The 13,408-nt window shown below is 53.6% G+C and carries 10 protein-coding genes; 3 read left to right on the top strand and 7 right to left on the bottom strand.

Features of this window, described 5'->3' with window-relative positions; translation table 11 throughout:
• Positions 1–15: 15 nt before the first annotated feature.
• From NCN05_RS12230 to NCN05_RS12220, 3 genes are all read right to left on the bottom strand, one after another.
• Entirely contained in the window at positions 16–3,132 is a 3,117-nt protein-coding gene (locus NCN05_RS12230) for an efflux RND transporter permease subunit (RefSeq protein ID WP_250398271.1), read from the bottom strand.
• Between the two features lie 108 nt (positions 3,133–3,240).
• Complete coding sequence (locus tag NCN05_RS12225; protein ID WP_011363361.1) at positions 3,241–3,732, bottom strand: photosystem I reaction center protein subunit XI; 492 nt, start codon at positions 3,730–3,732, stop codon at positions 3,241–3,243.
• Positions 3,733–3,775: 43 nt separating this feature from the next.
• The gene (locus NCN05_RS12220) at positions 3,776–3,892 is read right to left on the bottom strand and encodes a photosystem I reaction center subunit VIII (protein ID WP_006851672.1); all 117 of its coding nucleotides are present in this window, start codon (positions 3,890–3,892) and stop codon (positions 3,776–3,778) included.
• A 90-nt stretch (positions 3,893–3,982) separates the two neighbouring features.
• Between NCN05_RS12220 and NCN05_RS12215 the strand changes: the two genes are divergently transcribed.
• The gene (locus tag NCN05_RS12215) at positions 3,983–4,450 is read left to right on the top strand and encodes a HEAT repeat domain-containing protein (protein ID WP_250398270.1); all 468 of its coding nucleotides are present in this window, start codon (positions 3,983–3,985) and stop codon (positions 4,448–4,450) included.
• On the opposite strand, the gene NCN05_RS12210 is transcribed toward NCN05_RS12215, so the two are convergent.
• Together NCN05_RS12210 and NCN05_RS12205 are read right to left on the bottom strand one after the other, a co-directional pair.
• On the bottom strand, positions 4,408–5,370 hold the full coding sequence (locus NCN05_RS12210) for a glycosyltransferase family 2 protein (protein ID WP_114987227.1): 963 nt from the start codon (positions 5,368–5,370) through the stop codon (positions 4,408–4,410). The genes NCN05_RS12215 and NCN05_RS12210 overlap by 43 nt on opposite strands.
• Before the next feature lie 60 nt (positions 5,371–5,430).
• The gene (locus tag NCN05_RS12205; protein ID WP_250398269.1) at positions 5,431–6,159 is read right to left on the bottom strand and encodes a C40 family peptidase; all 729 of its coding nucleotides are present in this window, start codon (positions 6,157–6,159) and stop codon (positions 5,431–5,433) included.
• Positions 6,160–6,176: 17 nt separating this feature from the next.
• On the opposite strand from NCN05_RS12205, the gene NCN05_RS12200 reads away from it, so the two are divergent.
• Together NCN05_RS12200 and NCN05_RS12195 are read left to right on the top strand one after the other, a co-directional pair.
• Complete coding sequence (locus NCN05_RS12200) at positions 6,177–7,091, top strand: serine hydrolase (RefSeq protein WP_250398268.1); 915 nt, start codon at positions 6,177–6,179, stop codon at positions 7,089–7,091.
• A gap of 1,160 nt (positions 7,092–8,251) precedes the next feature.
• Positions 8,252–10,321 (top strand): hypothetical protein, encoded by a 2,070-nt coding sequence (locus NCN05_RS12195; RefSeq protein WP_250398267.1) that lies wholly within the window; start codon positions 8,252–8,254, stop codon positions 10,319–10,321.
• Between the two features lie 184 nt (positions 10,322–10,505).
• On the opposite strand, the gene NCN05_RS12190 is transcribed toward NCN05_RS12195, so the two are convergent.
• A complete protein-coding gene (locus tag NCN05_RS12190; protein WP_250398266.1) occupies positions 10,506–11,222 on the bottom strand; it encodes a hypothetical protein in 717 nt (238 codons plus the stop codon).
• On the bottom strand, positions 11,135–13,141 hold the full coding sequence (locus NCN05_RS12185) for a calcium-binding protein (RefSeq protein WP_250398265.1): 2,007 nt from the start codon (positions 13,139–13,141) through the stop codon (positions 11,135–11,137). The genes NCN05_RS12190 and NCN05_RS12185 overlap by 88 nt, the downstream gene beginning before the upstream one ends.
• Positions 13,142–13,408 lie beyond the last annotated feature (267 nt).

The raw sequence follows: 13,408 nt of genomic DNA, 5'->3' as shown, positions 1-13,408 counted from the left end.
GATCGAGATCGCACCCTACGCGGTGGGCCTTCGATCGCGTTTCAGCATCAGATAGACGGCAGGGACGGCAAACAGGGACAGCAACGAGGCCACCAGCAGTCCGCTGAACACCACGGTGCCAATGCTGACCCTGCTGGCTGCTCCTGTGCCCTGGGCAAACAGAAGGGGCAGGAAACCCGCCAGGGATGTGACCGCCGTCAGCAGGATTGGGCGCATCCGGTTCACGGCTGCATCCACAACGGCCTCGCGCAGGGCCAGGCCTGCCGCCATCCGCTGGTTGGCGAATTCCACGATCAGAATTCCGTTCTTGGCCGCCAGGCTCACAAGCACCAGGAGTCCCATCTGGCCGTAAACATCCAGTGGAAGGCCCCGCAATTTCAAGCCGATCAGAGCCCCGAGCAGGGCCATCGGCACCGTGAGCAGGATGATCAACGGGTCAATGAAACTCTCGTAAAGAGCGGCCAGCAGCAGATAGACCACCGTCACGCCAAGGGCGAACAGCACCCAGGTCACCTGCCCAGCCCGTTGTTCCTCCAACGCCAGGCCCGTGAAGGCCAGGCCGATGTTGCTGCCTCCAATGCGATCACCGGCCTGGGTGAGGGCATCGATGGCTTCACCGCTGCTCACGGTTGGCGCCGGGATGGCTGTGATCCGGATGGCCCGGTTGAGTCCGTAGTGGCGAATGTTGTTGACGCCCTCCTCGCGGGTCAGGCTTGCCACGCTGGCCACCGACACCAGCTCACCGCTGCGGTTGCGCACCATCAGCCCGGTGAGGTCTTCCGGCCGACGTCGCTCTCTGCCTTCCAGCTGCAGAACAATCGAGCGGATGCGACCGTCGTCGTAGGTGTCATCGATGTAGCGGCCGCCGAAGGCGGTGCCGATCTCCCGCAGGGTTGCGCCGTAGTCGAGATCGAGAGCAGCCAGTTGGTCGCGGTTGAGCTCCAGCCGCCAGCGGGGGAAGCTGGCATCAAAGCGGGAGCTCACCCGTTCAAAGCGGTCCGTCGCCTTGGCCGTCTGGATGAAATTCTGGGCCACTTGGCCGAATTGCTCCAGGCTGAGTTGCCCTCCGCTGCGGTCCAGCAGTTCCAGCGAAAGTCCTGATTCACTGCTGAAGCCCCGCACGGTTGGTGGGGTGATCAGCACGACCCTGGCCTCACCAACCCGTTGCTGAATCTTGCGATTGAGACGGCGTTTGATGGCGTTGCTGCTCTGCTCTTTGCCAGGTCGATCCTTGCGTGGCTGGAGGCGCAGGTAAAATGAACCACGGTCTTCTCCGCTCTGTCCGAAGGAGCTGCCGGCATAAAAGTTGCCGGTGCGTACCAGGGGCTCATCGCTGACGACCCGTCGGATGTCGTCCATCACGGCCACGCTGCGTTCAAGGCTGGCGCCATCGGGCAGGGTGAAGTAGCCGCGGATCTGGCCTTGGTCGTCATCAGGGATGAACGCCGTTGGCATCACTGCCAATCCTGAGGCCGTGATGACAAGGCCGCTCAGCAGTACGAGTGCGATGCGTCGCTTGCGCTGAAGCCAGTGCTCGAGTTGTTTCGCGTATTGGGATTGCAGGGTTTGCATGCCCTGCCGAAGCCAGTGGCTGAGCTTGCCGATGGCCCCAGGAAGACGGCCGCCCCCTGGGCCCAACACCCGGGCGCAGGCCATCGGGGTGAAGCTGAGCGCATTCAAGGTGGAGAACAGAATCGCTCCGCTGATGGCCAGGGCGATCGGTTGATAGAGGCGTCCGATCGATCCGGGAATGAGCAGCACGGGCAGGAACACGGCTGCCAGAACCAATGAGGTGGCCACAACGGCCGTCGCCAGCTCAGCCATGGCGTCTTCGGCCGCCTGTTCGGGGGGTCTGCCCCGTTCGATGCGTCCGGCAATGTCTTCACTCACGACGATGGCGTCATCCACAACGATCCCGGTGGCCAGCACCAGGCCAAACAGGATCAGGCTGTTGAGATTGGAACCGCTCAGTTTCACCAGGCTGAGGCTTCCCACCAGCGCCACCGGCACGGCAAGGCCAGGGATCAGGGCGAGACGCCAGCGGCCCAGAAACAGCACCAGCACCACCAGCACCAGCAGCACGGCATCGCGCAAGGTGATGAAGGTGCGATCGAGGTTGGCCTGAACCGTGTCGGCCACATCCACGATCATTGAGACCTCGATGCCCGGGGGAAAGCTCGCTTCCAACTGCTTCAGCTTGCGCTTGATCGCCCTGCTCACCTCCAGGGCATTGGCCCCATCGCGCTGGTAGATCCCAACGGCCACCGAACGCTCGCCAGCCAGATTCATGGCCTCGCGTCCGTAGTTGCGCTGTCCGAGGGCAACCCGTCCCACATCCTTCAGGCGCAGCAGCCCGCCGTTCTCGAACCGGCGCAAGACGAGATTCTCGAAATCCGATTGGCTGCGAAGACGCCCTTCCGCTTCCACCGGAAGGCTCAGCACTTGGCCCTCTGGAACTGGGGCAGCCCCGATGCTGCCAACGGCAGCTAAAACGTTCTGTTCAGCCAGGGCTCGGCTGACATCGCCAAGGGTGAGGTTGGTCTGTTCGAGGCGTTGCGGATCCAACCAGAGGCGATAAGAGAGTTCACTGCTGCCGAAGATCCGCACATCACCGATGCCTGGTGTGCTGAGCAGCGCGTCCCGCAGGGTCTGGTCCAGCCAGCCCGTTAGAAAGGTGGGGACGTATTGATCCGGCGGGTGGCTGAACCCCAGGATCATCAAGAGGTCTTCCGAGGAGCGCCGCACCTGGAGCCCCTGGCGCGTCACGGCCTGGGGCAGTCGGCGGCTGGCCAGGTTCACCTCGTTTTGAACCTTGATCGCATTCAGCTCGGGATCACCCGCGTTGAAGCGCAACGAGATGCTGGCGCCGCCCTGCCTGCTGGTTGAGCTGATGCTTTCGACCCCCTCAAGGCCATTCAGCTGTTGTTCCAATATCCGGGTCACGCTCTGCTCCACCACCTCCGGTGAAGCCGCCGGGAAGCTGGCGCTCACACTCACGCGGGTGGGAGCGAGGGGCGGAAGATCCTCCAGTCCCAGGCCGAACAACGCCGTGCAGCCCGCCAAAAGGATCAGCAGGCTGCAGACGACCGTCAGAACCGGCCGCCGAAGAAACGGCTGGGAGATCGACCGCACCGGGGCGTCTCAAATGTGAATGAATCCTGCCAGGAAAAATCCCCCGATCGCCTGGAATCAGGCAACCGGGGGATGAATAGTTTTTGTCAGAGGGTTCAGTGAACTGCTTCAGCCGACGCTCCAGACACCAGCAGCGATCTTGAACAGTTCCTGCACGTGAACGGTGTTGCACAGGAACCAGGCGAAAACGGCACCGCCGCAACCACCCAGCCAGAACCCACTGGTGAAGTCAGCCCAACCGGTGCGGGTGAACAGGTCGGCTGGGGGATTCTCAACCGTCACATCTGCAGGGGGGATGTTGGGTTGCTTGCCGGGCTGGTTGTAGAGCAGGAACAGCAGGCTGAGGATGTGCACGGCGCCAATGGCAGCCAGCAGACCAGCGGTTTGCTGGTACTCCGTGGCACGCAGGGGACCACAGATGGTGAAGGGGCCGTAGAGCAGATAACCGAAGGCTGCACCGGTTTCCAGGCCACGGAAGTTCGGGGAAATCCCGGGGCGGTACAGGGGCAGGTTGTTGATCAGGCCCTTGATGAAATAGCCGCTGTTGACGGGTGTCGCAAGGTTGCCGACGCAGGGATCAGCAGCAGGAGTGACGGTCATGAGGTACGAGTGCTGAGGGGTTGAAACGGTCCGCAGGTCGCGGTCACTCGGCAGCGGTGATCACTCGACCAACAAGGACGATGAACACTGCGGGGAACACGATTCCGGTGATGGGCACGAAAATCGCAGGCAGCCAGGCAGCAGCGAAATCTCCAGTCATGTCGAGGCCAAAAGCTTCGCAGCTACTGTAAGTAGGTCCGTTCTGACGGCCTGCTTTAGGCCCCGACGGCGACATAAAAGTTCAATCCGCATGCAGAACGTTCTCCTCCCCGGTGCCGTCGTGCTGCTCACGGTGGTGCTCTGGTTGCGCAGGAAGCCGGTGAAGCCGATGCTTTCCAGCACGGATGCCAGCCGTGTCGCACAGATCAATCGTGCCCAGTTGGAACTGGTGATTGAGTCCGCTGCTGATGGGGAATCTGCCGATGCTTCCCTGGAGTCCTGGACGGCGCCGACCAGTCCCTTGGAGCGTCTTGCCCTGGAGCGTCGTCTCAAGGCTGATATGGAGGTCGGACCGGAGGAGCGTTTGCGCGCTGTTCGTTTGGCTGCCCGATGGGGACACCGTTCGGCGCTGCCCCTGCTGCGCCAGGCGCTGCGTGACAGCGATGCGCGTGTGGTGGAAGCAGCTGCCGCTGCGATCGCACCGTTCCGCGGCGCGCCGGCCGCTGCCCCGATCCGTCAGCAGGCTCGGCCGCCGCGCAATGTTTCGCGGATGCGATAAATCGGGCGATCCTGGCTTTCGTGGTAGGTGCGGATCAGCAGTTCACCCAGCAGTCCGAAGCAGAACAGTTGAATGCCAGCCAAGCCAAGCACCACCGCCAGGGTGAGCAGTGGGCGATTGGCAATGTCGCCTCCCATCACCTTGATCACAAGGAGATAGGTGCTGGTGATCAGGCTGGCGGCGATGGCCAGCAGCCCTCCGAAGCCGAACACGTACATCGGCCGGGTCAGAAAACGCTTCATGAACCAGACGGTGAGCAGATCCATCAGCACACGGAAGGTGCGATCGATCCCGTACTTGCTGCTCCCGAACTGACGAGCCCGGTGGTTCACCTTCACTTCGGTGATCCGTGCACCCTCGATGAAGGCCAGGGCGGGAAGAAAGCGATGCAGCTCCCCATAGAGCCGCATGTCTGAGAGCACCTCGCGGCGATAGGCCTTGAGGGAGCAGCCGTAGTCATGCAGCCGCACACCGGTTACCCGGCCGATCAAGCGGTTGGCGATCCGGGAGGGAAGTTTGCGCTGGAGGGCGGCGTCCTGGCGCTGATGGCGCCAGCCACTGACAAGGTCGTAACCCTCTCGCAGTTTGGCCAGCAGCATGGGGATGTCGGCTGGATCGTTCTGCAGATCTCCATCGAGGCTGACGATCACCTCTCCGCCAGCCACATCAAACCCAGCTGCCATGGCTGCGGTCTGGCCATAGTTCTTGCGCAGCAGCACAGCCACCACTTCGGGCACTTCGGCGCTGAGCTTGGCCAGCACGTTCGCGGTGCGGTCGCTGGATCCGTCGTCGACCAGAACCAGCTCAAAAGCCTCATCGGTTGGACGCAGCGCTGAAAGGAGCTGCTCAACCAGATGAGGCAGGCTTTCCTCTTCGTTGTACAGCGGCACCACCACCGAGAGATTCAGGGGTGCACTCATGCCGGTCGCGCTGCGAGTCGCTCAACTTAAGCAGGGGCCCGGTTCATCCGGCAGCCAGCGTCAGGAGAGATGCGATCCGTCATGGCAACGCACCACACGGCCTGCGCCGCGGAATTCAGCCCTGTAGTGGCAAGCCACCGGGTGTTGATCGCTGCTGTGCAAGCTGTCGATGCCGATCCCATTGCGCCCATGGTTCTGGCCTGAGCTGTGGCGGTAGCGGCCCTCGCCGAGATGGATCCCCACATGGGTGCAACGCCGCCGTGTGCCAAAAAACAGCAGATCTCCAGGGCGCAGCAGGCTGTGATCGTCGGGCAGAGCTGCAACAGGTTGGCAGAACCGCTCCTGTTGATAGGCATCTCGCGGAATCCAAATGTCCTGGCTGGCGAAGGCCATCTGCATCAGACCGGAACAATCCATGTCCGGTTCTGTGGTGCCTCCCCAGAGGTAGACATTGGGGTGCTGCTGGGCGGTTTCGCTCCAGGCGAGCACGCTGGGTAGGCGTCGTTCAATCTCCGTCGCGCTCAGCGGCGACGGTCGCCAGGCCGCGCATCGCTCAGCTCGCCCCAGAACCGCATCGAGTTCAAGCCAGCAGCGGTAGCCATCCTCCAGCAGCTGAACAGCGATCCTCTTGGGCTGCCTCTCCAGAATGCGAAAACGGCGTCCACGACAGGCCTGGGTGGTCAGACTCGCGCCGTCAGATCGCGAATAACCATTCACGTCAGCGCACAGCTGCCAACTGGAGCCTGTCTGAATCAGGTCCGGGGCCAGCAGGGTGCCTAACGTCGCCATGGCCCAATCGAATCGCTATGGCGTTCTACCGTCCCGATCCCGCAATGGCGGCTCGGCTTGAGGCGGCCCTCGATGGGCTCGATGCCGACGGTCGCCCGGGGCTGCGCAACAGCCTGGCGATCACCTGGGTGCGGTACGACGACGCTGCACCGGAGGCGGGTCAGGGCCGTGGTGCTTCCTGGAACCAAGACCGGATCCTCTATCCGGCCAGCGTGGTGAAGCTGTTCTATGCCGTCGCCGTTGAGCAGTGGCTGCAGCGTGACCTGATCCCTGAGAGCGACGAAATGCGGCGCGCGATGTGCGACATGATCGCCGACTCCAGCAACGATGCCACGGGGCTTGTGGTGGATCTGCTCACAGGCACTACCAGTGGCCCTGCCCTCCATGGCGAACGCTGGGAGCTTTGGACGCAGCAGCGTCGGTTGATCAATGGCTGGTTGCAGAGCCTGGCCTGGCCGGAACTTGAGGCGGTGAATTGCTGCCAGAAGACCTGGGGTGATGGTCCCTATGGCCGGGAGAAAATGTTCTACGGGGGCGACAACAGCAACCGCAATGGCTTGTCCACGGTTGCGACAGCCCGGATGCTGGAGGCTGTGATGACCGGTGCGGTGGTGTCGCCACCGGCCTGTCGTCGGCTGCAGGGTCTGTTGCGGCGCTCGCTCGATCAAAAGCAGCGTCGCGCTGATCCTGAAAACCAGGTGGATGGCTTTCTCGGTGAGGGCTTACCTGAGGACGCTCTGCTGTGGAGCAAGGCGGGCTGGATGAGTCAGGCCCGTCATGACGCCGCCTGGTTCCAGGCGTCTGAACAGCAGCCGCCCAGCTTGCTTGTGGTGTTCACCACGGGGCCTGATCGCGCCAGGGACGCATCGCTTTTGCCCGAGCTGGCACGGCAACTCAACCAATTCACCAGCTCCGAGGAGCGGGCGGATTGAGTTAATGAACTTGGAACGGAAAGACAGCAATACTGACTGATAAGTAGAGGCACTGGAATAAGGGGATAGATAACGACCCCGGCGCCTTCAAGGGAATTTCCATACTTGCAATAATGTCATTACGTCTTTTGAATGCGTAGCCTTCCTCAAGAACAATCGTCTGCGTATTTTTTCAAATAAATTATTGTAAGCGAGAGGGATTGTCTAGCTAATTGCAATAGCTGCTTTGGTAAAGCAATATTTACTTGCTGGGGATTTTAACAAGAGGCTGATGATCTTACGAGGCTCAGCATTTTGATCTTAATTTTGGTGTAGTACATCTTTGGACTCCTGACGTCGCTCTTGCAGCTACTCACTTCATTGAAATTGCGATTCTCTGCATTGAGCTGCCCATAATCATCAGGTCTTTGCTGTCACTACTTTAGGTGGCCTTTGATATTTAGAGCAAGCAATCGTAAGACCGTATGCGTGCATTGGACACTACTGAGGTGTTCAACTTTTCTTCGGTTCGCTCCTTCTTCATTGGTGGCGATTGGCGCTAAAAGAAGAACATGGACGATATCAAAGCTTTTTTAGACGTGGTAGCCCGTCTTTGATAGGTGAGCCATATCACTAACTTCTTAAGTTCTTGGTGAGGAGACGGTTGTATGCGCCCGGAGTGAGCACTTTTAGCTGGCATGGTAGTGAGGTGACAGAGGTTGATAGAGCACTCTGTGCCGATTGCGAGGTCAGAGAAAGCCTTCGATCCTTAGAAGTTATATCCAGGATGAACACACAGAGCAGCAGGATCTTCCAATTCAAAGGGTCTGCTAGCTGTTGGACGCATGGTCTTTAAGTGAGCCTCAAGTTTGCACACGACCATTGTATAAGAAATGCTAATCAAGGCTGTTTCCCGACCACCGGTATTGCTCGATTGAACTCTGGCTTGCCGGCTGCTAAGGCGCATCTGCCCAATGAGCGTCAAGCATTCAAAATCCTGTATACATGCATTTAACTGAATCTTGTCTATACGTATTGACGCAAATGAGAGTAAGCATTGTCGTGTCAATTTTGTATTTACGACAATTCGAGGTTTGTCCATACAAGTAGCCGTAGACACATCTCTGGTATGCGCAGATACTTGGAGAAGTCCTCACGGATGATCTAGTAGGCATCCCAGCATGGCACATGAAAACTCCACCTCTGAGACCTCGAGTTTCATAGATATTTCAGATATTTTTAGTGCTTCGGAGTTTTTAAACGATGATGCAGATATAGTTTTTGATAATTTTGAGTTTGCCAGTGTTGTTACTGGCTTGCTTCTTCAGCCTGGTCAGAACCAAGATGATTACATCGGATTTTTACCTCCAGATAATGGATCCCTGCAATGGAATATTCGTGATGATGGAGTCATTACCAATTGGAGAAATGTCCAAGAGGGTGATTCAATCAAATTTAGCGCTAACCAGCAAGGTAATTATCATGTAATTGGCGAACAAGAAATTGGATCAGATAGTTTTTCAAAGCTTGACGATCTTATTTTTCGCTTTGCTCCTAGCGCAGAAGCTAATATTGCAACTAAGACTGCATTCTTTGATGACAATCATTATGCTGAATTATTTGGATTTGAAGCGAACCAAACCGTAAAAAATCAACTCAATGATATATCTCTTGGGATTACCAATTCAGCGGCACAGTCCTACGCCGTCGGGCAGGCTGTAGGCATCAGTGGTACTGAGGCGAGTGTCGGTGGAGATTTAAACATTTCCACACCTGTTCAGGGAGCTGTAGCGTCGGGGGCAGCCGCTGTTACATCGAACAGCGTCGCACTTACAGAGGGTACGAGTTTTGGAGGGATCTTTGGAAACACCATCAAGAATTCACAGTCTGACAATTTATCTTTGAATGCAGCTGCTGATCTTAATGCTGTTGCGGACGTCACCTCCTCTCTCTCTTCCTTTGCAGACACAAAAGCGGACTTATCGCATGCATTAGTCGATGCTGATGCGCATACCCGCGTTGGGATGAAATTACCAGCCGATGGCGGTTTTGGTCTGTTGTTGGATCCTACAAATGGCGGTTTTGGTATTGCCAATATTGATATGACTGGAGGCGGAGATGTCCAAATGTCTGCGGATGTTCTCATAGGTGCCGATGCAGGTGCAAAGAGTACCGAGGGAAGAGCAAGAGCTATCGTCGAAGTATCTAAGGTGAGTGGCCTTGAGGATTCAGCTTCAGTTTCAGGTGATAATCTTGATATTAAAGGTATATCAGGAGCGGAATTGAGTTCCACTTCATACAGTGATCGTGGCAATGCAGAATCTAAAGTTTCGATGAATGAGTCTATGGGAATTCTTGCGAGGATGGACGATGAGCAAGAATTAATGAATGGTGGAACAGTTGTTGGAGATTCTGATTCGACTCCATATCAGGCGGGTGGAAGCCTTTCAATTTCGACGGGCTCGCAGTTAAAGGCTTCTACCCGCTCCGTCATTGTTGGTGATGGTTTGCAAGATGCATTTGAGATAGATGGTTTCGACCAAGCTATTTCAGATGCAGATTTAGGTGAAGCTTTTGGTCTTTTTAGCGAAAAACCAATGGGGCTCAAGATGAAAGCAGCTGACTTAATGGATCTTGATATTGAGAGTGACGTTGATATCTATACGACAGCAAATGCCACACTCGGTAATGCGACATCATCTAGTAGTATTTTTCAGAATAATGGAGCCTACAATGCAAATATTAGTGCTGGAAGTAACGGTTTGATTGATGCTGACGCTTTGACGCAGATAATAACGGCTGCAAATACCGTAGTTGGGGATACGGAAGCTTCTGGCACAGCTTTGAATACAGCAGCTATTGGATCATCGCAGTTTTCTTTTCCAGGCCTGGAAGCAGAAATTGATGCTGTATCTGGTTCCATAGGCGAAAGTCAAGCGATCAGCACTAGTGGTGTTGCAGAATCTTCACTTGCACTCAGCACCATGGGTATCAACGGTATTAATTCTGGTGGAGTAGTAGCAAAGGTTGAAGGTGCAGAACTTATTAATGCGGTTGCAACTAGCACAGGCTTCAGTGAATCTGCAGCTGTATCTGGAAGTGATTCTCGCGATTTGGTGAGCGCAGATACAAATCAATCGGCATTGGGATTGAATGATTACTCGATTAGTACGGATAATAGCCTTGAAATTACTTCGATTGCAGATATTGAATCAGGCGCTACATCCATTTTCGGAACAACAACGATTTAGCATTCTAACTTGTTGATTTGATTTGACTCTCTATCCTACTCCTCTCATCGTATTTAAAAAATCCCTATGACCATGTCGAAATGATTCCCTTTTAGATTTCTTGCACGGTTTTTGTTATCAGTTATTTCTTGCGAAGAAGTTTTTCATCTGAAAGTATGGGATAATTAATTGTCGCCTAGAAATCCTAGAAGGAGCTCTGTTGTGGAGCGTAAAGTTTGTCATTGTTCAGGCATATCCACGATGTTAGATTTTTTACTAATTTGTTTAGACTTGGCAGCCCCGATTCGCTTGGATCTAATTCTTGATGAAGCTTAGCACGAGTAAATTTACCCTTTACTCGTATTTCAATCTTGTCTACGTCTTTGTCTTTGCATGAAGCTCTTAGGCTTTGTTGGCTCTCGATCTGCTTTGCCCAGAAGTTCTTTGATCTTGAGAGGTTGCCAATTTGCATATGCCACCAATTATCTTTTTTGATTGGTATAGTGCTGTAGATAAAGTAATAAGCACTCCACCTCTGTTCTTTTTTTTCGTCTTGATTTGCCTGTGCTATTTCTTCAGACTCCCCAAAGAATCTTTGTGGCTGAGGTTTAAAGTTATTGGGTACTATAATTTTATCTCTATTTTGATCTGAAACAATCGGCAGAGTATTATTGACTTCTACAAACTGCTCATCAATAAATATCCAATTCCTCTTTAGCTCTGGATTGTTTGTTTTTTTCCATGCTTGCGCTGCTTGAGCCGTTTCTTTTGGTGGTATCCATGGTCTTCCTGAGGAAACACATCCATTCAGCAGCAGAAGAAGTTGGCCTAAAGCTAGACAATTTTTATATCTGATGGATCTAAATCCGATGAGCCGTCTGTCTGGCGGACGACAGCAAGAACATCGCTTCCTTGAGTCCAATCTCCATCTTGGTCGAACATCACTGATTCTATATCGTGTGCATAGGCCATTTTTATTGACGTGGCTTGTTGGCCTTGAATATTTTCCAAAGTGTCGTAGATCATCGCTGCATCATCGTTAACACCCTCAGCCATTGCAGCGGTTATGAAAATTGGTTCTGCGCCCCTGTTGATACCCGTTAATGCAGCTGAAAGTTCAAGTGCGTCACCCTCAGACGCATTGAAATCACTAACTATGTCTGTTCCTCTTCCAAAGCTACTCACATCAAATACAAACCGATCTGCACCCGCACCACCCCTCAATACGTCAGACCCAACACCTCCACTGATCATGTCGTTGCCATTCCCACCAATAATGACATCCTCACCAGTTCCACCAAATAGTTGCATCGATTTCGATTCATTGGCAATTGCTATGCGGTCATCACCGCTTCCAGCATCAACAATGGAACCCTCTGCGCTGTCCATTTCGATGCGATCATCACCGGAGCCGCCGTGGAGAACGCTGTTGATAACCGAACCATTTATTTCATCATCACCCGTGCTGGTGTTGATGTACGAGTCAACAATCCCCCTTGATGTGTCCAGATGAATACCCTCACCACTAATCTTTCCTTCCACTAGATCATCCCCAGCACCTGTATTTATTGCACTGTTGTTGATTCCCGCTGACTGTGAAAGTGTTTTCGCTAAAGCGCTGTCTTCCTCTAAATCTTGACCAAAAGCATTGCCCAAGTTGATATCTTGCACTGCTTCGCCTCTTACTATGTCAGCACCTTTTCCGAGAATAATATTAGTTTCATTGAGTCCCATTGCAACAAACTCATCAAGCTCTGATCCTGTGAATCCAGCCCAATTGGAGAAATCTGCTTCAATTACTGCTTCTGCATCGATGACATTGCTTCCATCTCCATCTCCAAATATTGTTGTCCCTAGAATGCCATAACTGCTTGCACTTGTACTTTCACCAATTTCAATGTCTCCGATGTTATTTTCGGCGTCTGTAACACTGCTAGCAGCTTCATCTATAGATACCTGATTGTGTGCAAGAAGGGTGCTACTACCGTCTTCATCCAAAAGAATTACGGTATTGTCGTCTCCTTGGAGGTCCTCAGAGTTCAATTCAGCAGCATCAACAAGCTTGATATTGACAGAGGAGTAAGAATCCGATTGAACAAATCCCTCTCCAATAAGATTAATATCTGTATCGTTGATCCCGATTGAATGGGCTTGCAACGATTCAATGATACTGCTGTCACTCACACCGCTTAATTGAGCTGTGGCTAGGGCATCAGCCTCCACATTAGAAGTAATTGTCAGAGTTGTGGTCTCATTCCCATCATTTCCATCAATCGCAGTGGCGAGTGAGTCTGTATTCAAGATATTGTTGGCACCATTATCGATTCCTAAAGAACTAGCAACTGCCTCAACATTTAGGCCCTCTTCAGAATTGGTTGTAAAGTCCGCGTCACTCCAACCAATTGCTTGAGCACTGGTGTCGATGTTGATTTCGTTTAGATCGCTTTGGGAGCTCGCGTCTGCTTCTATACGCAGTGTCGCACCTTGACCAGCCGTAGCTTTAAGAAGTCCATCAGGGTTAAGTGTTAACAGCTCTGGATCCCAATCTGATTCTTGATGTGTGCTGAGGCCATAGGCCTCTGCTTCCGCAAGCACTTGATCTGTTCTAGCTGAGCTGAAGTTCAGAATGTCTGTTAGTTGTTCGTCATTTTTTGTTCCTACCGCTTCAGCACTTGATTTTGATTCTAGATCAATTTTGCCACCCACATCAATCTGATTCGCCATTTCGACGGCGTAGGACTTCGAGCTAGCTACAGCACGCTTCACATCGTGACTAGCTACAAGACCCGCTTCAGCGGTGTCTTCGAAGTCCATTTCAAATAGGTTGAGCTCGCTGGCCATCGCCAACAATCCAAACTGCTGTCTTAAAAAAATACTCTTTAAAGCGCCTTGTTGCAACCTCGTCAACCTCTTTTGGGTGTGTAGATAGAGCAATACTCAGGATCCAATTTTCTTGCTTTAAGTCCATGCAAATTTTTTTTCTTTTTCGGCCAAATCCATTCTGCCGCAAGCCCTCTCGAGCTTTTGCTCTAATTAATATCGCTCACTATATGTATTGTTAGTTGTCTATACGTGTTCACGTCGTGTCTAGATGTATAGCTTCGTATG

It is taken from the genome of Synechococcus sp. MU1651, assembly GCF_023630635.1.
Classification (GTDB): domain Bacteria; phylum Cyanobacteriota; class Cyanobacteriia; order PCC-6307; family Cyanobiaceae; genus Parasynechococcus.
Note: the sequence above shows the minus strand (reverse complement) of the source record. Positions and strands in the feature narration are given on the sequence as shown.

Excerpts from the sequence above, each read along its gene's own strand:
- NCN05_RS12225 (WP_011363361.1), bottom strand. The coding sequence starts at position 3,732 with ATGACCGTCACTCCTGCTGCTGATCCCTGCGTCGGCAACCTTGCGACA.
- NCN05_RS12220 (WP_006851672.1), bottom strand. The coding sequence starts at position 3,892 with ATGACTGGAGATTTCGCTGCTGCCTGGCTGCCTGCGATTTTCGTGCCC.
- NCN05_RS12215 (WP_250398270.1), top strand. The coding sequence starts at position 3,983 with ATGCAGAACGTTCTCCTCCCCGGTGCCGTCGTGCTGCTCACGGTGGTG.
- NCN05_RS12210 (WP_114987227.1), bottom strand. The coding sequence starts at position 5,370 with ATGAGTGCACCCCTGAATCTCTCGGTGGTGGTGCCGCTGTACAACGAA.
- NCN05_RS12205 (WP_250398269.1), bottom strand. The coding sequence starts at position 6,159 with ATGGCGACGTTAGGCACCCTGCTGGCCCCGGACCTGATTCAGACAGGC.
- NCN05_RS12200 (WP_250398268.1), top strand. The coding sequence starts at position 6,177 with ATGGCGTTCTACCGTCCCGATCCCGCAATGGCGGCTCGGCTTGAGGCG.
- NCN05_RS12195 (WP_250398267.1), top strand. The coding sequence starts at position 8,252 with ATGGCACATGAAAACTCCACCTCTGAGACCTCGAGTTTCATAGATATT.
- NCN05_RS12185 (WP_250398265.1), bottom strand. The coding sequence starts at position 13,141 with ATGGCCAGCGAGCTCAACCTATTTGAAATGGACTTCGAAGACACCGCT.